The 18,599-nt window shown below is 67.2% G+C and carries 16 protein-coding genes and 1 pseudogene; 6 read left to right on the top strand and 11 right to left on the bottom strand.

Annotated elements, in window-relative coordinates:
* Window positions 1–26: 26 nt before the first annotated feature.
* Window positions 27–3,227, top strand: coding sequence for an AfsR/SARP family transcriptional regulator (locus tag J3P44_RS19350; RefSeq protein WP_255892102.1), 3,201 nt, complete (start codon window positions 27–29; stop codon window positions 3,225–3,227).
* Window positions 3,228–3,235: 8 nt separating this feature from the next.
* Complete coding sequence (locus tag J3P44_RS19345) at window positions 3,236–3,526, top strand: antibiotic biosynthesis monooxygenase family protein (RefSeq protein ID WP_255892101.1); 291 nt, start codon at window positions 3,236–3,238, stop codon at window positions 3,524–3,526.
* Here the strand turns inward: J3P44_RS19345 and J3P44_RS19340 are convergent.
* Together J3P44_RS19340 and J3P44_RS19335 are read right to left on the bottom strand one after the other, a co-directional pair.
* Window positions 3,461–4,498, bottom strand: coding sequence for an EamA family transporter (locus tag J3P44_RS19340; RefSeq protein ID WP_255892100.1), 1,038 nt, complete (start codon window positions 4,496–4,498; stop codon window positions 3,461–3,463). The two genes, J3P44_RS19345 and J3P44_RS19340, sit on opposite strands and share 66 nt — an antisense overlap.
* A gap of 401 nt (window positions 4,499–4,899) precedes the next feature.
* Complete coding sequence (locus J3P44_RS19335; protein ID WP_255892099.1) at window positions 4,900–6,297, bottom strand: TolB family protein; 1,398 nt, start codon at window positions 6,295–6,297, stop codon at window positions 4,900–4,902.
* A gap of 774 nt (window positions 6,298–7,071) precedes the next feature.
* On the opposite strand from J3P44_RS19335, the gene J3P44_RS19330 reads away from it, so the two are divergent.
* Window positions 7,072–7,284 (top strand): hypothetical protein, encoded by a 213-nt coding sequence (locus tag J3P44_RS19330; RefSeq protein WP_255892098.1) that lies wholly within the window; start codon window positions 7,072–7,074, stop codon window positions 7,282–7,284.
* A 318-nt stretch (window positions 7,285–7,602) separates the two neighbouring features.
* Here J3P44_RS19330 and J3P44_RS19325 read toward each other — a convergent pair whose 3' ends face one another.
* From J3P44_RS19325 to J3P44_RS19295, 7 genes are all read right to left on the bottom strand, one after another.
* On the bottom strand, window positions 7,603–8,343 hold the full coding sequence (locus tag J3P44_RS19325; protein WP_255892097.1) for an SDR family NAD(P)-dependent oxidoreductase: 741 nt from the start codon (window positions 8,341–8,343) through the stop codon (window positions 7,603–7,605).
* Window positions 8,336–8,935, bottom strand: a complete 600-nt coding sequence (locus tag J3P44_RS19320; protein ID WP_255892096.1) for a VOC family protein — start codon at window positions 8,933–8,935, stop codon at window positions 8,336–8,338. Before J3P44_RS19320 ends, J3P44_RS19325 begins: the two co-directional genes overlap by 8 nt.
* Window positions 8,911–10,035 (bottom strand): alpha/beta hydrolase, encoded by a 1,125-nt coding sequence (locus tag J3P44_RS19315; protein ID WP_255892095.1) that lies wholly within the window; start codon window positions 10,033–10,035, stop codon window positions 8,911–8,913. The genes J3P44_RS19320 and J3P44_RS19315 overlap by 25 nt, the downstream gene beginning before the upstream one ends.
* Window positions 10,036–10,259: 224 nt before the next feature.
* Window positions 10,260–11,486 (bottom strand): aminotransferase class V-fold PLP-dependent enzyme, encoded by a 1,227-nt coding sequence (locus J3P44_RS19310; RefSeq protein WP_255892094.1) that lies wholly within the window; start codon window positions 11,484–11,486, stop codon window positions 10,260–10,262.
* Window positions 11,477–12,601, bottom strand: a complete 1,125-nt coding sequence (locus J3P44_RS19305) for a serine hydrolase domain-containing protein (protein ID WP_255892093.1) — start codon at window positions 12,599–12,601, stop codon at window positions 11,477–11,479. Before J3P44_RS19305 ends, J3P44_RS19310 begins: the two co-directional genes overlap by 10 nt.
* The gene (locus J3P44_RS19300) at window positions 12,598–13,563 is read right to left on the bottom strand and encodes a CPBP family intramembrane glutamic endopeptidase (protein WP_255892092.1); all 966 of its coding nucleotides are present in this window, start codon (window positions 13,561–13,563) and stop codon (window positions 12,598–12,600) included. Before J3P44_RS19300 ends, J3P44_RS19305 begins: the two co-directional genes overlap by 4 nt.
* Window positions 13,564–13,806: 243 nt before the next feature.
* Window positions 13,807–14,259 (bottom strand): MarR family winged helix-turn-helix transcriptional regulator, encoded by a 453-nt coding sequence (locus J3P44_RS19295; RefSeq protein ID WP_255892091.1) that lies wholly within the window; start codon window positions 14,257–14,259, stop codon window positions 13,807–13,809.
* Between the two features lie 54 nt (window positions 14,260–14,313).
* Between J3P44_RS19295 and J3P44_RS19290 the strand changes: the two genes are divergently transcribed.
* A complete protein-coding gene (locus J3P44_RS19290) occupies window positions 14,314–15,666 on the top strand; it encodes a C45 family autoproteolytic acyltransferase/hydrolase (protein WP_308212281.1) in 1,353 nt (450 codons plus the stop codon).
* Complete coding sequence (locus J3P44_RS19285; RefSeq protein WP_308212280.1) at window positions 15,663–16,061, top strand: RidA family protein; 399 nt, start codon at window positions 15,663–15,665, stop codon at window positions 16,059–16,061. The genes J3P44_RS19290 and J3P44_RS19285 overlap by 4 nt, the downstream gene beginning before the upstream one ends.
* Window positions 16,062–16,243: 182 nt before the next feature.
* Here J3P44_RS19285 and J3P44_RS19280 read toward each other — a convergent pair whose 3' ends face one another.
* Window positions 16,244–16,747: a GNAT family N-acetyltransferase gene (locus J3P44_RS19280; RefSeq protein WP_255892089.1), complete on the bottom strand. Its 504-nt coding sequence runs from the start codon at window positions 16,745–16,747 to the stop codon at window positions 16,244–16,246.
* Between the two features lie 62 nt (window positions 16,748–16,809).
* Here J3P44_RS19280 and J3P44_RS25835 point away from each other — a divergent pair.
* Window positions 16,810–16,980: pseudogene (locus tag J3P44_RS25835) on the top strand (hypothetical protein); the annotation flags it as partial.
* Between the two features lie 327 nt (window positions 16,981–17,307).
* Here the strand turns inward: J3P44_RS25835 and J3P44_RS19270 are convergent.
* A complete protein-coding gene (locus tag J3P44_RS19270) occupies window positions 17,308–18,564 on the bottom strand; it encodes an alpha/beta hydrolase (protein WP_255892087.1) in 1,257 nt (418 codons plus the stop codon).
* Window positions 18,565–18,599: the final 35 nt, after the last annotated feature.

Raw genomic sequence — 18,599 nt, 5'->3', positions numbered from 1 at the left:
CCGCTGACGGTCATAGCATCGAACCTATGAGCGCGAACGGAGCCCCGGACGTGAGCTTTCGGCTGCTGGGGCCGATGGAGATCGCCGTGGGTGGCACGCCGGTGGCCGTCCCAGGTTCCGCCGAGCGCGCCTTGCTGGTGCAGCTGTTGCTCACCCCGGGCCGAACAATTCCGGCGACCATGCTGGTGGACCGGCTCTGGTCGGAGTCCGCGTTGCCCGTGGACCCCATGAATGCCCTGCAGATCCGGGTGTCGAAACTGCGGCGGAGCCTCAAAGCCCACGGCGTCGAGGACCTGGTCAGCCGCGAAGGCGTCGGCTACCGAGCGACGGTGGATCCCTCTGCCGTCGATGCCGTCGACTTCGCCACCCGGATCCGAGAGGCTCGCGCCGGTGCGACAGCGGCTGGGGACGCCTACCGCAGCGACCATCTCCAGGCGTACGACGACGCGCTGTCGTTGTGGCGGGGAGAGCCGCTCTCGGAGTTCTCCGGCGATCAGTGGGCCAGCATCGAAGCGGCCAGGCTCACCGAGCTCCGACTGGCGGCGCTGACCGAGCGCGCCCACATCGCTCTCGCGCTCGGGCGGCATCACGAGGTCGTCGGCGACCTGGAGCCGCTGGTCGCCGCAGATCCGACCCTGGAGTCCATGGCTGGACTGCTGATGATTGCGCTGTACCGCAGCGGCCGTCAGGCCGATGCGCTCGAGGTCTACACCCGATCCCGCACCGTCCTCGACGAAACTCTCGGACTCGAGCCGTCCGCGTCGCTGCGCTCGCTCCATGAGCGCGTGTTACGCCAAGACGGCTCCTTAGGCACCCAGCCGGAACTGACTCCGCCCACCCCGGTCGTGGTTTCCAGCGGGAAGCGGCGTACCGAAGAACAGCAACGAGCTGCCACATCGAACCTGCCCACGGTGGTACGTCCACTCATCGGGCGGGACGGGCAGCTCGACTCTCTGCTCGAGCTCCTTGCCGGATCGCGGCTGCTGTCGCTGATCGGTCCTGGTGGAGCGGGCAAGACGTCACTCGCCGTGGCGACCGCAGTCCGTGTCGGGGAGACCTTCGCCGATGGCGCCATCGTCGTGCGGCTCGCCTCGGTTGATGCTCCCGACCAGGTGCCCCTTGCCGTGGCAGACGCGCTCGGGGTCCCCCTCGACGGCGCGGCCGCGGACCGGGACGTCCGAGAGAGGGTCATCGCCTACCTGTCGCGACGCCGCATGCTGGTGCTCATCGACAACTGCGAGCATGTCGTGGACGCTGCCGCGGCTCTCATCGACGCGGTTCTCAACCGGTGTCCCGACGTCACCATCATGGCCACAAGTCGTGAGGCGCTGGCCGTCCCCGACGAGGTGCAGGTCACGGTCGGTCCGTTGGAGACTCCCCCCGAGGGCACCGAGCCTGGTCGCGTCCTGGATTATCCGGCCGCCCAGCTGTTCGCGGAGCGAGCCCGCGCAGTTCGATCGGGCACCTCCTTCTCTGAACCGGACCTCGAGGCCGTCGGACGGATCAGCCGCGCCCTGGACGGGATGCCGCTGGCCCTCGAGCTGGCCGCCGCACGGGTCGCGGCGATGTCGCCCAGGGAGATCTCCGAACGCCTGACGCAGCGGTTCAGCTTCCTGACGTCCGGCGCCCGAACAGCCGAAGCCCGGCAACAAACTCTCCGAGCGACCGTTGACTGGAGCTACGCGCTACTCAGCGAGCTGGAGCAAAAGGTGTTCAACCGGCTGGCGGTCTTCCAGGGTGGATGGACGCTGACCGCTGCCGAAGCGGTCGTCAGCGACTCAGCAATGGCACTCGGAGAAGTGCTCGACACGATCGGTCGCCTGGTCGAACGGTCCATGGTGGTCGTCGAGCTCGGCCCGACGACGCGGTATCGCATGCTCGAGACGCTGCGTCAGTACGCCGTGGAGCGACTGGCGGCCACGGGCGAGGACGAGACCTTTGGCCAGCGCCATGCGGAGTACTTCCGCGACTTCGCAGAGGCCTCCGAGATGGAGCTGCGCGGGCATGGACAGCGAGAGGCCTTGCAGAGATTGCGCCAGGAACAGCCCAACGTGCGGGCCGCATTGGCCTGGCTGGAGACCCATCCCGGGAACCTGGACTCAGCACTGACGATGGCCGGTTCACTCGGTCTGTTCTGGCACCTGGGGCGGCACCTCGAAGGCCGCGAGATCCTCGCCAGACTCCTCGAGGAAGGTGGCGCCTCGCCGGGGGCGAGGGCGCGCGCCCTTCAAGCGGTCTCCGTGGTGGAGCGACCCCGCGCCTGCCTAGTTCATCCCAGTCCGCGCTGCGCGGAGACAGCCCACGAGAGTCTGGCGATATTCGAGGAACTCGGCGACCGTTCGCGCGCGGCACTGTCGCGAGTGCTTCTGGCTGTGGAGGGCGTCACGGGCGTCAATGCCGAGCAAGCCGAAGAGCTCTTGGATGAGGCGGAGGCCCAGTTCAACCGGGACGGAGACCATTGGGGAAAGGCAGTCATCGGGTTCGTTCGCATGGAGACTGCGCTCAAGAGCGGCGACGAGGAGACCGCGATCACGGTCGGCCGTGCGACAGCCGCTGCTTTCCGACAGCTGGACGACCCGTGGGGACTCTCCGCGATCCTCTACCACCTCGGCTGGGGACTGAGGCAGTTCGGGCGGTACGAGGAGGGTGCCCGGGTGCTGGAAGAAGCGATCGACGTAGCCACGAGCGCGGGCCTCTACAACACCGTGCAGTGGGCGCTGGCCGACCTCGGCGTAGCACAGCTGCACCTGGGCAATCCGGACCTGTCCGTGGAGCTCTTCGAGAGAGCGACTGCGGCTTCTGAGTACATCGGCGATGGTGCCGGGGCTGTCCTCGCTACATACGGTCATGGACTCTTGGCGCAGGTACGCGGTGATTGGGTCGAGGCGCGAACACGATTCGTCTCGGCCCACAAAGGTTTCCGGACCCTGGGCACGCCGGTTCCCGAGGGACTCGCCTTGGCCGGCGTGGCCCGCTGCGACGAAGCTGAAGGAGATGTGGTCCTTGCCCAGCAGCGCTATGAACAGGTCCTTGCCACGGGGCGGTCGGTGGGAGAGCCAGCGCTGATCGCGACCGCACTCGAAGGTCTCGCCCGGTCGGCGGCCTCCAAAGAAGAGGGTGATGAGGTCCAGCGCCTGCTGAACGAGGCGCGTGCTGTCCGGGAGCGGACGAGGAGACCGCCGCCGCCCCATGAACTCCGCGATCTCGAAACGCTGAGATCACGCTGAGGTGTCTGATGATCTACAGGCTGTGGACCACCGGAGTCGACCCGACCCAGATCGACCGCTACCGCGAGTTTGCCGATTCGCGATCCCTACCGATGTTCCGCGAACAGCAAGGTTTCAGGGAGGCGTTCTTCCTGCAGGACGGCGACGAGCACTGGGTCCTGACGGTGTGGGACTCCCTTGAGGACATCGAAGCCCTCGGTGCTTCCGACACGTACGCCGCAACTGTTCGCGCCCTAGGTGAGAGCGGGATCCTCACCGGGAAGCAGACCGTTCGCATCTTGCGCACGGAAGTGGTCTGAGCCCGCGCGATCGTCCGATTGCTCGGCGAGCGTGGGCTCGTCCAGCTGGCCGCGGAGTGCGCCAGCGCCCTCCACCGCAGCTTCGGCGGCGACTTGCCTGCGACGTAGCTGTGGCAGCACACCTTGGGCCGCAAGAACGCTACCGAGCGCTAGAGCTAAGCCCAGCATCTGAATCAGCGTCAACGCCTCGCCCAGAGCCACCCAGCCGACAACAGTGGCCGTGATCGGTGAAAGAAGCCCAAGATAGGTGAGCTGCGTTGCCGGAAGTTGGCTGATACTCCGCATCCAAACGACGTACGCCAGTGCGGTGTTCACCAGGATGAGATACCCGAATCCCATCGCGTTGCGTCCGTCAATGGATTCAGGCGTGCCCTCCAGTGCGGCGACGATCGGAACGAGGACGGCGCCCCCCAGCGTGAGCATCCATCCCGTGTGCGCCACGTTGCTCATGCCGGGCGGCGGTCCCCACCTCTTTGCCAGGACGACACCCGTAGCCATCGAGGCCGCGCCCGCCAGTCCGGCGACTGCCCCGGTGACGTCGAGCGCGGCATCCCCCCGTAGCACCAAGATGGCGATGCCGAAGATCCCGACGACTCCGGTCACGAGAGCCCTCCTCGTGATGCGTTCGGCGAGGACACCGTGCGACAGCGCGGCGACCATCAGGGGCTGAACGGCTCCCAGCGTGGCAGCTACGCCTCCCGGCAAGTGGTACGCGGAGACGAACAGCAAGGCGAAGAACGCCCCGATGTTGAGCAGCCCGAGCGTTGCCACACGGAACCAGGAGATAGGACTGTCAGGAAACTGCCGCGTAGCAACGACGAGGAGAAGACCGGCCGGAAGCGCCCTCACGGCAGCTGCAAGAAGGGGCCGATGACTGGGCAACCACTCGGTCGCGACGTAATAGCTCGTCCCCCAGGTCAGGGGAGCAAGTGCGGCGAGAAGGACTGCCGAGGAACGCAAGGTGGTGGCCATGACTATCGACCCGGTGCTTCCAGGACCACGAATGGCCCGTCCACCCGAGCGGTAGCCCGAGCGCCCGGGACGTCGCACAAACCCTTGACGATCGGACCACTGAGGTCGATGCCGGCTCGAGGTGCGTACAGTCGCATGACGTCCTCCGTAGGTGTTGGCTGGGACTTCGAGGTATGTCGAGGTTGCTGGCCATACCTGTCGAATCTCTGTCGCGCTGCTGTCAGCTCGTGGGGCGAATCGGATGAAGGGTGGTCATCGGCTCGGGCGAGCCCTAGGCCCTGGACCAGATAGGCGCCCTCGCCCTCATGCTGAGCGCCGGGCACCGCGACCTACCAGTTGGTGCTGGGGCCGCAGTGCCCGGCTCGCGACTATCGCGCGATGAGCAGGTCGTACGTCGACCGTCAGCGCCGCCAGAGAAGCGCCTCGGGCCAGTCGTACATGTCTCCATCGACCAGGTTGTCGGCGTAGGTGACGTAGGCGAGGGTGTGACCGTCGCCGCTGATGGCAACGAAGCTGCTTGCGCTGCGGTTGTTGCCGCCAATGCCATCCGGGCGCTGGGACGCTCGAGTGATGGTCTGGGTCTTCAGGTCCGCAACGAAGGCGTCCGACATGCCCACGTCTCCGCGAACGACGTTGTCGGCGTCGGAACCGAAACCGACGTAACGTCCACTGCGCGACAGGCTGGGGAGGTACGAGTGACCGATGCCGGCGGTAACCCGTGTGATCTTGCCGCCGTTCAACTCCAACCGGTAAACGTCGGTGGAGGTGTGGTCCTCGCCCGGGAGGTGGGTGGCGCACGACGCAAAGGCGACGAACCTGCCGTTGCCGGAGATCGTCGGGCGGCCAGCGCTGCCGGCGGGGAACGGCTGGCAGGGCGGCATGTCCGGCTCCCGGTGGAATCGGATGGTGGTGCCCCGCGAAATGTTCCTCACCCAGAGTCGGTTGTCGTTCCCGAAGGTGATGAGGTTGCCGTCGTCGGAGATGTCTCCGTTGAGCACCGAGCCCTTGACGTCCTTGCTCGTCCCCGGCAGGAGGGAGACCTGCTTCGTCTTACCGGCGACGAGGTCCCGCACGTAGACGTCTTCCGCGACGTCGTCGTCCTTGGCGCCCAGCTTGCCGAAGGTCTGGAAGGACACGAAGCGGCCGTTGCCGGAGATCACTGGGGAGAAGCTATTGCGGCCGACCTGACTCCCGTTGGACTTGACCGAGACGCGCCGGAGCCTGTCCGTGTACATGTCCTTGACGAGAACGTCCAGCGTGCTTCCGTTGGCATCCTTCTTGAGGTTCGTGGCCCACGTAGTGAACGCCACATAGCGCCCGTCGGCGGAGATAGTGGGTTCGAGACTGTGATCATTCCCTGGAGTGCCGCGCACCGAGCTCACCAGGATGGTGATGCCATCAGCGGTGTCGCGCAGGTAGATGTCGTCGACACCGTTCGTGTCCCAAGGGACCAACCCAGCGCCGGTCGAGAACACGGCGAACTGGCCGTTGTGGGAGGTCACCTGAGCCGTCCCGTTCAGCTCGCTCTCACCGTCTGCCTGCCGGCCGGACTCGTTGATCAACGCGATCTGCTCGTTGAGTGGGGCAGCGCTGGAGGTTGCCGGCGGTGCATGGAGGGCTGTCGCCGCAATGCCGGCGGTCAACAGTGCGGTTCGCGCGATGCGCGGCAGTTCGATCTTCAATGCGGTGTGCTCGTTTCTGATGATGGGTGGACGCCAGACTCCGACACGCTTCGAGTCGGTATCGCCGTATCCCGAGGCGGACGCTGGGTGCTTCGCCGGCACCGCCTGCGTCGGCATTCGGTGATGATGTTCTGGCGGCCCGTGGGGCGTTCGCGAGGCCGGGCGGACTCGGGGCGCGTTGACAGGGCTGCTGGCGAGGAGTTGCAGGAGACTCGAGGTAGTGCCGAGTCTGCGGCTGTGTGACTTAGTTGTCGTCGTAGTCGCGCACGAGGTAGTAGTGGTACGACATGGCACGTGCCCCTTTCGGCTAGTTGGTAGGACCACGTTCCGTTGCCCGCCTGTCGACGGCCTGTCTCAACGCTGTCCGCCCGCGACGACCAACCGTGTAAGCGACGCGGCTTCATACGTTGTTCAGGTCGAGAAGCGACCAGCCGCACGTGGGGAAGTCGACCGAACCAGCGCATGGTCGCAGCGCGGGCGAAGCAGCCATGGCGCCCGTTGCCGACAAGCAGGATGGCCGGCTGCGGGCAGGCAGGGAGGGGCGCCGTGGGCGCGCGCGGCGGGGTTCTTCGCGTGGGGGCAGCACTTGAACATGACGGTGGCGCGGCGCCGTGGTCGAGCCGTATGTGAGTCCCGGCTCGCACGCCACCGAACGAAACACTCGAGCCACCAATGTCTTCGGTACCGAACCTATGTGCAGCCGCCGGCGCGGCGGACGGTCGCGGTCTTCTCTTCGCCACGCCTCGGGCGGATCCAACGTCCCTCATCGAAACACCCTGCGGACAGCAGTTCGACAGACGGCAACGAAAGCGTATGAGCACTACACCCCCAGACACGCGGCGCGAGCCACCGCATAGCGCAGCGCCAGGTCGCGTTACCCAAGGAGCACCCATGAAACGAACCGAAGAAGACGAGCACCCCCGTCCTGCCATCAACGTCACCAATGTCGAGCACCTCGCCCGGCACATGTTCCAGCGACAGGCGGACAGTTATGACTCCGACCCCGCGCTGGTCGAACTGGCTTGGGTCGATCCAGACATCCGCGCCTTCTGGATGGCCGAAGCGATCTCCGTACTGGCTTACCTCGAAGAGCTGGCCGCTTAGACCGGATTCCACAAGCTTGGGTCTGCTGCACGAGCTGGTGACAAGTCGACCTGGTGGCAGACGCCGCCGGAACAAGACGTCCGACCGGGGGAATCGAAATGCACTCAACGTCCCTATGTTGTCGCCCGCCAAAGTTCATTAGGGAGAGTGCAAAGGCCGCCCCAACTCACGCAGAGCCTGCCTCACCGTTATCTGTCACCCGTTCGTGCAGCAGTCCCGACCGGGAGGCGGGTGTTAGCGGCGCCAGGCGGCCATAGACGAGGCCGCGATCGCCACCTGTACGCAACGCCTGTGCCGCGTGCGCCGCAACGACGTTCGTCAGTAGTCAGCCTGGACGCTGATGCCGGCGTCGACGACGAGTTCCTCTCCCGTGATCCCGCCTGCTTCTGCCAAGAACAGGCATGCTCCGCCGACTTCGTCAGGCTGGATGGGTACGCCGAGGGGGGCCTGCCGCCGCCACGACGCGACTCCGTCGGGCCAGGCTGTATCGAGTCCCTCGCGCCATACGAGGCCAGGGCTCACGGCGTTGACGCGGATCCCCCGGTCGGCGAGCGCGAGCGCCGCGCTGCGGGTCAATGAGAGGAGCGCGGCCTTGCTGGCTGCGTAGGGGCCATGTTCGGCCGGGCTTCGGTGAGCGGCGATCGAAGCGATGTTGATGATGGCGCCGCCATGCTGCATCAGGAGCACAGCCTGCTGGATGCAGGTCACGGCCGAGACCACGTGCAGCGAGTATGACGCCAGCCAGTCCTCTGGCGTGGAGGCAAGAAAGTCGACAGGGGCATAGGTGCCGGCACAGTTGACAAGGACATCGAGCCGGGAATCTCCAAGGGTCGCGAACACGCGACGGATCTCCGCAGGTTCCCGGAGATCCGCCTGCACGCTCTGAGTCGCTGCGCCGCGCCGTCCGGCCTCCTCGACGAGCGCATGGAACGCTGGGGACGAGGCGCGGTGGTGCAGCACCAGGTCGTAGCCCGCGGACGCGAAGGCCAGCGCGATCGCCGTGGCAATGTTCCCTGCTGCCCCGGTGACGAGCGCGACCGGGCGTGACCCTTCAATCACCGGGGCATCCCAGCTCGTACGGACCGGCGTCCGGATCGGCCGGGTCCCATGCTGCATGGCTGAAGCCCTCGAAGCGAGCGCCCTCGAGAATGCACTCGCCCATGAGCGATCGCTCGTAGAACTTCACGTGGGTGTAGTCCTCGAAGAGCCGGTATGCCGGACGGCATCCTCTGCTCTGGAACTGGCGCCCTGTCAGCACCTCGACGTGCCGATCCACGAACCGCTCCAGGTCCGGGCCCACGACCAGGCCGACGTGTTCGGGCCCCATCGCGTAGACCCGTTGATGGAACGGCGGGATCAGCTCGATGAGCTCGACCTCGTGCGGCCCCAAGTCCAGCGGTGTACGTAGCACGATCTTCGAGATGGGCCGCCCGTTCCAGACGTTCTCGACATTCGATAAGGCGAACTGCTCGAGGCCCGCGCGGGCGAACACATACTCAGTCCACGTCGGTGCCCGGACAGCCACGTGACTCACTGCGTAGCCGCCAGCATCGATTCCGAGGTCGGCGAGCCGCGCGATCTGTCGCAGGTAGAAGCGCCTGCCCAGCGTCGCGAGCACCGTCGGGTCTACGAGATCGCGCGACCAGCCCATGGTCCACTCCTTCCTCTCAACAAGGTCGCATCGAGGTGGTCGATGACGCGGCGTTCGTATTCCGCGACTTCCTCGGAGATCGCGGTGATGTGGGTCGCCCGCGGGAGGGTCCACAGCTCGACGCGGTCCCCGGCGTCCTCGGCGTAGCGCCGGTTGAGCTCGATCTCTCCTGGAATGGAGCCCGCGGCGATCAACAACAAAGGCGTCGGTCCGACGCGGGTGACCAGGTGACGCAGCGGTTTCCCTGGAACGGCACCGGAGAACACCTGTGCCGCAGTGAACATGGGCCAGGCGAAGGCCGCGTTGAGCGCACCTGGGAGCCGGTCGGCGAAGGATCTGCCCGTCGCCCCGTCCGCGACGACCGCGCGCAGAGCCCGGTTGGTCGCGGCGACCTCGATGAGCACGTCGGCGCCAGTGGACAGACCGAGACCGCCGAGTCGGTCGGGGTCGACGTCGGGTTGTCGTTGGAGGAACGCGAGGGCGCCCTCGATGTCATGTCGCCAGTCCCAGCCCCAGCCGTTCGGGCTTCCTTCGCTCTGCCCGGTGCCCCGCGCGTCGTAGAGGAGCACTCCGTACCCATGGGCTGCCAGAAGTGCGGCATGCCTGCGCGAACCGTTCCGGTCGCCCGCGGCACTGTTCGCGATGACGACGGCGGCCCGGTTCTCAGAGGGGTGGTACCACCCGGCAAGCTCCAAACCGTCCGCTGAACCGAACGTCACGTCTCGGAACGCGGTTGAGGGCGGATTCCCTACTGCCCGCCGCGAATGATGAGTCTGGACCAGGCCGACCCCGACCGGGATGACGAAGAACTGCGCCACCACGGTGAAGGCAACGGCAGCGGTGACACGATTTGCCCATCTGCGTCGCGATGTGACGCCGCTTTCGCCTCGATGCAGCACCGGGATGGCTGCCCCGAGCCCGATCAACAGCAGACCGCTCGCCGCGGCCAGGACCCCCGTGAGGTCGCTGTCCGTGGCGCGCACGGTGGCCACGTGCATGACGTGCATCGCACCGTTGGTCAAGGTCACGGCCCCGATCACGACGGCGAGCCCGGCGCGCAGCCCCGGGCGCAGCCGCGTGAACAGCACTACTGCTGCCAAACCCACCACAGTGACGGCCGCCAAGGCCGTCAGATGCTGGGCGTGTGCGACGCCCGGCTGACGGTTGAGCACCGAGTCGTCTACCGCATGCAGGAGCCCCACCGCCACCGCACCCCGGAACACCCGGCCTTCAAGGACGGCTCGGGCGGACGTCGTCCTCGTGACGGCCCCTTGACGACCTACACCGCCGCGACCTGTCGACCGACCGGGCGCCCCGGGGCCGGTCACCTGGACCTCGGCAAGGCCTCGATGAGGTGGTCGAGCTCGTCGTCGGTGTTGTAGTAGTGGACCGACGCCCGGACGAGGTCTGGCAGGCGGCGCGTCGGCAGGTCGAGGCGGGCATAGTCGACGAGGGACACGCTGACGTTGACACCGCGCTCGGAGAGCTGGCGCTGGACCTCCTGGGCGGTGACGCCCTCGACGGTGAAGGTGACGATGCCGCACTGTCGCTGACCCTGATCGTGCACGCGCACGCCCTCGAGCCCGTTGAACTGAGCACGCAGGCGGCCCGCCAGACCGATCACGCGTGCCTCGATGGCATCGACACCCCAGGAAAGGGCGTAGTCCACGGCAACGCCGAGGCCGATCTTGGCGGCGTAGTTGGTCTCCCAGTTCTCGAAGCGCCGGGCATCGCGGCGGATCTCGTACGTGTCGGGGGCCGTCCAGGTCGCCGCATGCAGGTCCAGGAATGGCGGTTCGAAGTTCTCGATGAGGTCTCTGCGCGCGTACAGGAATCCGGTGCCCCGTGGACCGCGCAGGTACTTGCGTCCCGTAGCCGAGAGGAGGTCGCATCCGATTTCCTCGACGTCGACAGGCATCTGGCCGATGGACTGGCAGGCGTCGAGCAGGTAGAGGACCCCGGCCTCTCGCGTGAGGGCGCCGATCTCTGCTGCGGGGTTGACGAGGCCCCCTTGGGTGGGGACGTGGGTGACGGCGACGAGCTTGACCGGGCCAGGCCCGTCGTCGAGGCGGCGACGCAGGTCAGCGATGGACAGCTGGCCCGTGTGGTCGTTGTCGATGACCTCGATGGTGGCGCCGGAACGTTTCGCTACCTGGAGCATGGCGATGACGTTGCTGGCGTACTCCGCATGGGAGGTGAGGATGCGGTCGCCGGGCTGGAAGCGTGTTCCGTAGAAGGCCATGTCCCAGGCACGGGTCGCGTTCTCGACGACGGCGATCTCGTCGCTTCCGGCGCCGATCATCGTGGCAATCGCGTGGTAGGTGCGTTCGACCTGATCGGCGGCTGCTTCGGCTGCTTCGTAGCCGCCGATGTCGGATTCTCGGCGCAGGTGTGCGATCACGGCGTCCGTCACCTGGACCGGCGGTAGCGCCGCGCCCGCGTTGTTGAGGTGGGTGACGTTGCGGGTGCCCGGCGTGTCGCGCCGGGCCCGTTCCACGTCGAAGGTCGGGTTGGTCGGTCTTGTTGCTGTGGGGGCTGGGTTCAGTGCCATGTCAGTTGTCCAATCTGGGTGAAGAGCTTGTCGACGTCCCATGCGGCAGTGGTGTTGGTCATTGCCACGATCGCCAGGCGTCGTTGTGGATAGATCCGCATGGCGTTCCAGTAGCCGCCGCCGGTGCCGTAGTGCTCGACGAACGTAGGCGAGCTCGCGGAGTCGGCGGGCTTGCGGAACCACCCGGTGCCGTGATCGAACCGCTTGCCGGGGGCGGTGATCGTCCGCATCCGGTCGATGTCGGCGTGGGGCAGCAGCTCGGTGACGTCCGTGGACGCGGCAGCGTGGGCGGCGGCGAGCGTTGCGGCGTCGGTGACGGTGCCGATCAGCCCGCCATAGGCGGCACCGTTGATCAGGAACGGGTGGAGCTGGGTCCATCCCTCGACCTGAGGACCTACCAGGTCACCGGGCAGGAACCTGCGCAGGATCGGTCGGAACACCGCGGGCAGGCGCACGTGGCCGGTGGCCCTCGGTCGTTCCTGGACGTAGCGGTATCCGGTGGCAGACATCCCAAGGGGCCGAAGCACGGTCGCGGTCACGCGGTCCTGCACGCTCTGGCCGGTGACTGCCTCGATGACGTCGCCGACCAGGAGGTAGCCGACGTTGGAGTAGTGCGGCTGGGCACCGACGGTGTGGCGTGGGGTTCCGTACTTCGCGACGATGCGTCGGTGCTGTTCCCGGTCCTCGGTTTGGTCTTCGGGGCGGACCCAGCGCACCGGCAGGGGGTTGGGCAATCCGGCGGTGTGGGTCAGCAGTTGCCGGGTGCTCGGGTGACCGTGCACCGGGTGGGGTCGGTAGGAACGCAGATAGGTGCCGATTGGTGCGTCGACATCGAAGTGCCCTGACACGTGCAGCTGCATGGCAGCGGTCGCGGTCGCGATCTTGGTCATGGAGAACCACGGGTACTGGTCCGTGACCGTGGCTGGTCGACGGGCTGCCAGGTCGGCGTACCCGGCCGCCACGGCGGACAGGTGCCCCTCAGGGCGCGCGATCGCCAAGGACATCCCCGGGATCCTTGACTCGTCGACGAACTGCTGGACGACGCGTCGCACGCTTTCGTCCGCGGGGTCGTGCGGAGCACTTGTAGCGGCTGCGTCGGGATTGATGGTGGTCATGACTGATCTCCTGTGCGGGTGATGTGCTCCGGGTCGGGAGCCGGGGTGGGTCGCGTTGCGGAGCTCCAAGGGCTGGGTCGATGACCGAGCCGGCGGCGGGTGCCGGCGATGACGAGGATCCCCACCACCGCGAGCAGGGGGATGGTGATGCCACCTTCGCCGGCGCCTGGGTAGAGCCGGTCCAACAGTCCGGTTCCAAACGCGCTACCGACCCCGGTGGCGTTGGCTGCGGCGTGGACCAGGCCCACCAGGAAGAGGCTCGCCGTGCTGTTGTAGACCCACCCGAGCAACGCCCGGAACGGGATGCTGATGATCAGCAGGAGGATGAGGAAGGTGATGACGGTCGAGGGCGAGTCCTCGATGACGAGGGAGACGTGTCCGAAGGCGAAGGGCACCCCGGTGATCGCGGCGGCGCGCATGGGCCCGTGTCGTTCCTGCAGTCGCGCCTGGACGAAACCCATCCAGGCGGTCTCCTCCCACCAGTTGACGGTCACCAGCACGAGGACGAGCTGCAGCAGATAGCCAACGGCGATGACCGAGCCCCACATCGTCGCGCCCGTCTCCGCCGGCGGGCCGCTCTTGGCCACGGTGGCGGCAAGGGCGATCAGCGGGGCGCCAGCCACAGCGAACGCGTACCACCGAAGCGGAGCCCTGAACGTCAGTGCCCGTCGGCGCAGGGCCCGCAGCCCGGCCGGCCCGTCGGTGATCGAGGTGATCACCATTGTGGGCAGCAGCAGCCCGATCGGGGTCGCTGCAACAAGGAACGGCAGCGTCGGCAGGTCGAGGCCGAGCTGGGTCCGCCCGATCACCGGTGTGAACGCGATGGCCTGGCCGACGGTGAAGAACCAGACGTAGAAGGCGCCGAGCGGGTGACGGCGAATCCGCGCCTTCACTCCTTCGAACCGGGACCGCCCGGGAGTCGTCGACTTCCCCGGGAGTCGAGCCGTGCTGTCGATGGTCATGGTCCCTGACTTCCCGGCCCTGGTGGCCCAGGGACCTGTCGAGTGCTGCGAGTTCGCAGTACCCCGATACTGCGACTTCGCACTAACTCTGTCAAGGCCGGTCCAGTCCTCGGCAGACAAGTGCTCAACCCCATTGGGGGAGCCGGGGCAGTCCCCGAGCACCAAGGCAGGGCCGGGCAGCGCCAGCAGAGAGGGCGGCGTATGCCCTTGCTCGTGGCGGTCGTCCGACGCGCGAGGCGAGGGCTACTCGAGCGCGCCCGGGGGGGTGTGACGGATCTCATCCAGGACCGATCGGAGGGTGAGCAACGCTTCCCGCACCTCGCTCCCCCGGGGCCCGAGTCCTTCCTCGACACGCGTTCGCATCGGGATGAAGAGCTTCGCGGCGGCACGGTGCGCTCGCCGTCCGGCGGGCGTCAGCTTGATGCGATAGGAGCGACCATCGTCTGGATTCGGCTCCCGTTCCACGTGTCCGCGAGCTTCGAACCGCTTCACGTAGCTGGACACGGTGGTGGGCGGAGCTGCCATCCAACGCGCGAGCTCGGTCGGGGTGATCGAGGGTGCCGCGGTGAGCACCGAGTAGATGGCGAACTCGTCGCCGTCCAGGCCTGCGGGCGCCAACACGGAATCGACGAGATCAGTCGTCGCCCGGGATGTCAGCCACACCATGAAGGTCACATCGACGTCCTCGTCGCGCACGTCAGCTGGAGTCAGGCCCTTGACAGACGTACTGCGTTGTCGCACCATCCTTCCATGGTACTACGATATCGCAGTTTTTCGTCGGAGGCATGCGCCTCGGTGAGTCGCACGAGTGCCACAACGCTGGTGGACGGTGGCACTGATCGCCTTCTCACGGTCCGGCACCTGCGGGTTGCCGGCAGCAACCGGTACATCGGCCAGATGATGGCTCAGGCGGCTGTAGCGGTTCACGGCGCAGACGCTGGCCCGCACGCAGCTCCCGACAACACTGTGCAGCGAGCACGTGCCCGCTGGTTCAGCACCCACCATCCGGTGCTGGACGAGCGAATGCGCGGCATCGGTGACGTCTTCGGCGTGGATCCGGACGATGAGCGATGGGATCTCGGGCGGCTCGGGCCGATAGAGACGTCACCCGGATGCTCCGCGGTGTTCCACCCCGGGGACCGGACCGCGACCGGACACGCTCTCCTCGGCCGCAACTTCGACTTTCCGACAGGCACCTACAGCGAGATCACCGGTGGTCCGGCGCGAACCGGGGAACGCCCCTTGGCCGCCGACGTCTGGGTGACCGAGCTTCGCCCCGACAACGGCTACGCCACGATCGTCGTGGGCATCATGGACATGCTCGGGGGCATCGACGGACTCAACGAAGCGGGACTTGCGGTCACCCTCCTGGCGGACAACGAGTCTCCGGCACCCGAACCGTCGGTAGTACCCCAGGCGGGGCTCTCCGAGCAACAGGTTGTGCGCTACATCCTGGAGACCTGCCAGGACGTGGAGGAGGCCAAGCAGGCGCTGCTGCTGGCCAAGCAGTACTACCTCTTCGTGCCATGCCATTTTCTCGTGGCCGACCGCGCGGGCCGCTCCTTCACGTGGGAGTACTCCCCCGGGCACAACCGTGAGCACATCGTCGAGACAACTCCCGGCGAAAGCCTCGTGTGCACGAACCACCTGCTGCACCGTTGGCCAGACCCGGCTCACCTGCCCGATGATCGAAGCTCGGCGGGCACCGCCGCATTCACCTACGACCGCTGGCGCGCACTGGATGCGCAGATCGGCCGGGGTTCGGCTCCAGATGTGGCCCAGGTCAGGAGCCAGATCGACGGAGTGCGGTTCACCTATCCCGCGCCCGGCGTCCGAACCCTGTGGCAGGCGGTGTACGACCTCGAAGAGACGGCGATCGAGGTGGCCTTCTTCGCCGGCGATCGCGACGGCACCAGTCGCTACACCGAACCCATCAGGTTTCAGCTCGCCAGTCAGGACCAACCCTGCGCGACACCCATTGCCGCGGCAGCCCCAAGACACGGCGTACGCGAAGCTGCGCACTCCTACCAGCCCGGACCATCGACCCCTTCGCCAAACCCACCTGGCTCAGCAGACACCGACTACGCTGCGGCGGTGGGATGATGGTGCGCCAGCTCGCCTCCTCCGGTTCACCGCTCGAACCAGAGATCGGATTCTCACGAGCGGTACGCGTCGGAACACACGTCGTAGTCGCAGGAACCGCACCCATCGGTCGCGATGGCGAGAGCGTCGGCGAAGGAGATGTCGAGGCACAGACCCGACGCTGCCTGGAAGTGTCAGCCGAAGCCCTGGCCACAGTCGGTGCGAGCGTAGAGGACGTCGTACGGACCCGGATCATGCTCACCGACATCACCCGCTGGCGCGAGGCCGCGGCCGTCCACGGTCAGTACTTCTCCGACATCCGCCCGGCTGCCACGTTCGTGGAGGTGTCCGGCTTCATCGACCCCCGCTGGCTCGTTGAAACCGAGGTAGACGCGATTATCGGCGCACATCACTGAGCGGTCCACACACCGGGCAGGTGCGCTCGTCGGTGCGTCACTCCGTCGTCTGTGGGCGCGCGTCCCACGTACTGGCCCCTCACTTCTCAAGGCACGGTGAGTGCGTCCGGCAAAGGCGTTGCGAGGTCTACCTGCATTGCCGCCCAGCGGGAGACCCGATCTGAACCGGTGTCCGTGCCGGATCATCGCGAACCTCGTGGGATGGCGAGCCAATCGGCCCAAGTGATATCGCGACCCACGAATCGGGGCGCCTCGAATGGCCACTCCTCAGCGATCCACGTTGGGACGAACCCGTCCAGTTCAGACTCCACCGGTGACCCGACGTACTCGTCCCTGACCCACCAGGAGATGTCGGCGTCGCCGCCCGCCTTGTCGGTCGGGTCGATGTAGACGCACCCGACCAGCTCGGTTTCCGCGCTGTCGAATACTGCGTAGTTGAAGGACTCGTGTGCTTGGACCTCGTCCCAGTGGTGCTGTAGATCTTCTCGGTCCTGCTCCGCGCTCATCGTCGCGGGCGGCCACCCCCACGCCTCCCCATAAATCGACCACAGGCGCTCGCGAGAGCCCATGACAGCTGGCATGTCGAGTTCGGTGTCATCCGGGTGGATCGGGCGCAGGTGGTAACCCTCGCAGAGCCGAGTCTGGGTCGGGTGCTGCCAATCAGCAGGAAGCCAAAGGCCGGACATGTTCCATCTCCTTCGATGGTTGAGAGCGGCTGTCACCCCGGTCCGATCGTTACCCGCAACGGTTGTCAGCGCAATGGCGATCGAGGAGGACCGGACCAGGACGCTCGACGCGCGGGTGCTCTGAATCGCGCAGCCACACGACCGGCCACGGCGGCCAACCGCGGGCGCCCTCGGAGAGGTCTACCGCCTGGATCGCCGGCGAGGCCGCCATGGTCACCGGGCTGCGGCATCACCTCGTCAGCGAGCTGGGCATGGACCGGCGCCAGGTCGCCTTCATGGGCTACTGGCGCCGGGTGTCGCGATGCGGTCCTGAGGTCAGGCGCGGCGACCGGTGGCGACCCGCGGGTGGCGGCGGGTGCGCTCGGTGATGTGGTGGCGAGCGATGAGCTCGATCTCGGTGAGTGCGTAGGGCATGTCGGTCCTCCTCTCGGTCCTCATCGCTGTTCGAGGGTGACGGTGCAGTAGGTCGCGGGGCGGAGCCGCTCCCCCGGCCTCGGGTGTTCGGCGTTCCGGAGGTAGGCCGCCACCATGGGCTCCGCGCCCGACACCTGGAGGCGAGCTCACAGGGCGTCCTCGAAGTGCGCGACGACGCGGCGTTCGTACTCCGCTGCCTCGTCTCGGATCGCGGCCGTGTGCCTTGCGTTCGGGAGCGTCCACAGATCAGTGGTGGGTCCGGCGACTTCGGCGTACCGGCGGTTCACTGCGATCTCGGGTCCGATGGAACCAGCTGCCACGAGAAGCAGGGGGGTGGGCGACACGTCCGCGACCAGGTCGACCAGCGGCGCGCCGGGCGACTCGCCCGACATCAGCTGGACCGTGGCCAGCACCGGTGCCATCAGAACGATGTCGGCGGGCTGACCCGGCGGGATGTCGGACAGGGACCGGATGGTGGCTCCGTCCGCCACCACCGCCGCCAACCGTCGGTCCCGGGCGGCGACCTCGATGAGGACGTCGGCTCCGGTGGACAGTCCCAGCCCACCGATCCGTGACGGATCAACGTCCGGGCGCTCCTCGAGGAAGTCGAGAGCACCGGCGATGTCGCCTTCCCATCCCCAGCCGTAGCCGTTCGGGGTGCCCTCGCTCTGACCGGTGCCGCGTGCGTCGTAGAGCAGCACGCCGTACCCGTGATCGGCCATCAGGACGGCGTGGTCCACGGTGGCGCTCCGGTCCCCGCGGGCGCTACTCACCATCAAGACAGCGGCCCGGTTCTCCGATGGTGCGTACCAGCCGGAGAGCTCGAGCCCCTCGGCAGAGGTGAAGGTGACGGACTCGAAGCGTCGGTCCGGGGGGTCCCCCACGGGGCTCCGGTAGAGGTGCGTCTGTCCGATGCCCACCCCGACGGGGAGCAGGACGAACATGGCCACACCGGCGACGGTGGCCGTCACGAGCACCCGGACGGTCCAGGTGCGGCGTCGGGTGGCCCGACGTTCGCCACGGTGCAGGAACGGCAGGAGCGCCGACATCCCCAGCAGCACCACGGCGAAGGCGGCCGCGACCACCCCGGTGACGTCGCTGCCCGAGACGCCGCCGCTCACGGCGACGTGCATGACGTGCATCGCCCCGTTGGCCACGGTGACGGCACCCACGACGAGAGCCAGGGCGGCTCGAGCCCCGGTGCCGGCGCGGCGGAAGTACCACACCGCAGCCAGCGCTGCCACGAGGACCGCGGTCAGTGCGGGCAGGTGCTGGTCGACCGGCACGCCAGGCTGGCGGTTGATCACGGCGTCGTCCAGTGCGTGCAGGATCCCGGCTGCCGTGCCGGCCGAGAAGACGAAGAAGGAGCGGTCGGTGCCCTGAAGGGGCTTCGACGAGGTCATCTGGTTCTCCTGCGTTCAATGAGCTGGGACTGTCC

It is taken from the genome of Nocardioides astragali (assembly GCF_024436375.1).
Lineage (GTDB): Bacteria > Actinomycetota > Actinomycetes > Propionibacteriales > Nocardioidaceae > Nocardioides > Nocardioides astragali.
This window is presented reverse-complemented; position numbering and strand designations above follow the sequence as displayed.

What these genes read in the sequence shown, in the direction of transcription:
- J3P44_RS19350 (WP_255892102.1), top strand. Translation starts at nt 27, where the DNA reads ATGAGCGCGAACGGAGCCCCGGACGTGAGCTTTCGGCTGCTGGGGCCG.
- J3P44_RS19330 (WP_255892098.1), top strand. Translation starts at nt 7,072, where the DNA reads ATGAAACGAACCGAAGAAGACGAGCACCCCCGTCCTGCCATCAACGTC.
- J3P44_RS19310 (WP_255892094.1), bottom strand. Translation starts at nt 11,486, where the DNA reads ATGGCACTGAACCCAGCCCCCACAGCAACAAGACCGACCAACCCGACC.
- J3P44_RS19340 (WP_255892100.1), bottom strand. Translation starts at nt 4,498, where the DNA reads ATGGCCACCACCTTGCGTTCCTCGGCAGTCCTTCTCGCCGCACTTGCT.
- J3P44_RS19280 (WP_255892089.1), bottom strand. Translation starts at nt 16,747, where the DNA reads ATGTCCGGCCTTTGGCTTCCTGCTGATTGGCAGCACCCGACCCAGACT.
- J3P44_RS19270 (WP_255892087.1), bottom strand. Translation starts at nt 18,564, where the DNA reads ATGACCTCGTCGAAGCCCCTTCAGGGCACCGACCGCTCCTTCTTCGTC.
- J3P44_RS19300 (WP_255892092.1), bottom strand. Translation starts at nt 13,563, where the DNA reads ATGACCATCGACAGCACGGCTCGACTCCCGGGGAAGTCGACGACTCCC.
- J3P44_RS19290 (WP_308212281.1), top strand. Translation starts at nt 14,314, where the DNA reads ATGGTACTACGATATCGCAGTTTTTCGTCGGAGGCATGCGCCTCGGTG.
- J3P44_RS19305 (WP_255892093.1), bottom strand. Translation starts at nt 12,601, where the DNA reads ATGACCACCATCAATCCCGACGCAGCCGCTACAAGTGCTCCGCACGAC.
- J3P44_RS19335 (WP_255892099.1), bottom strand. Translation starts at nt 6,297, where the DNA reads ATGCCGACGCAGGCGGTGCCGGCGAAGCACCCAGCGTCCGCCTCGGGA.
- J3P44_RS19285 (WP_308212280.1), top strand. Translation starts at nt 15,663, where the DNA reads ATGATGGTGCGCCAGCTCGCCTCCTCCGGTTCACCGCTCGAACCAGAG.
- J3P44_RS19345 (WP_255892101.1), top strand. Translation starts at nt 3,236, where the DNA reads ATGATCTACAGGCTGTGGACCACCGGAGTCGACCCGACCCAGATCGAC.
- J3P44_RS19320 (WP_255892096.1), bottom strand. Translation starts at nt 8,935, where the DNA reads ATGGGCTGGTCGCGCGATCTCGTAGACCCGACGGTGCTCGCGACGCTG.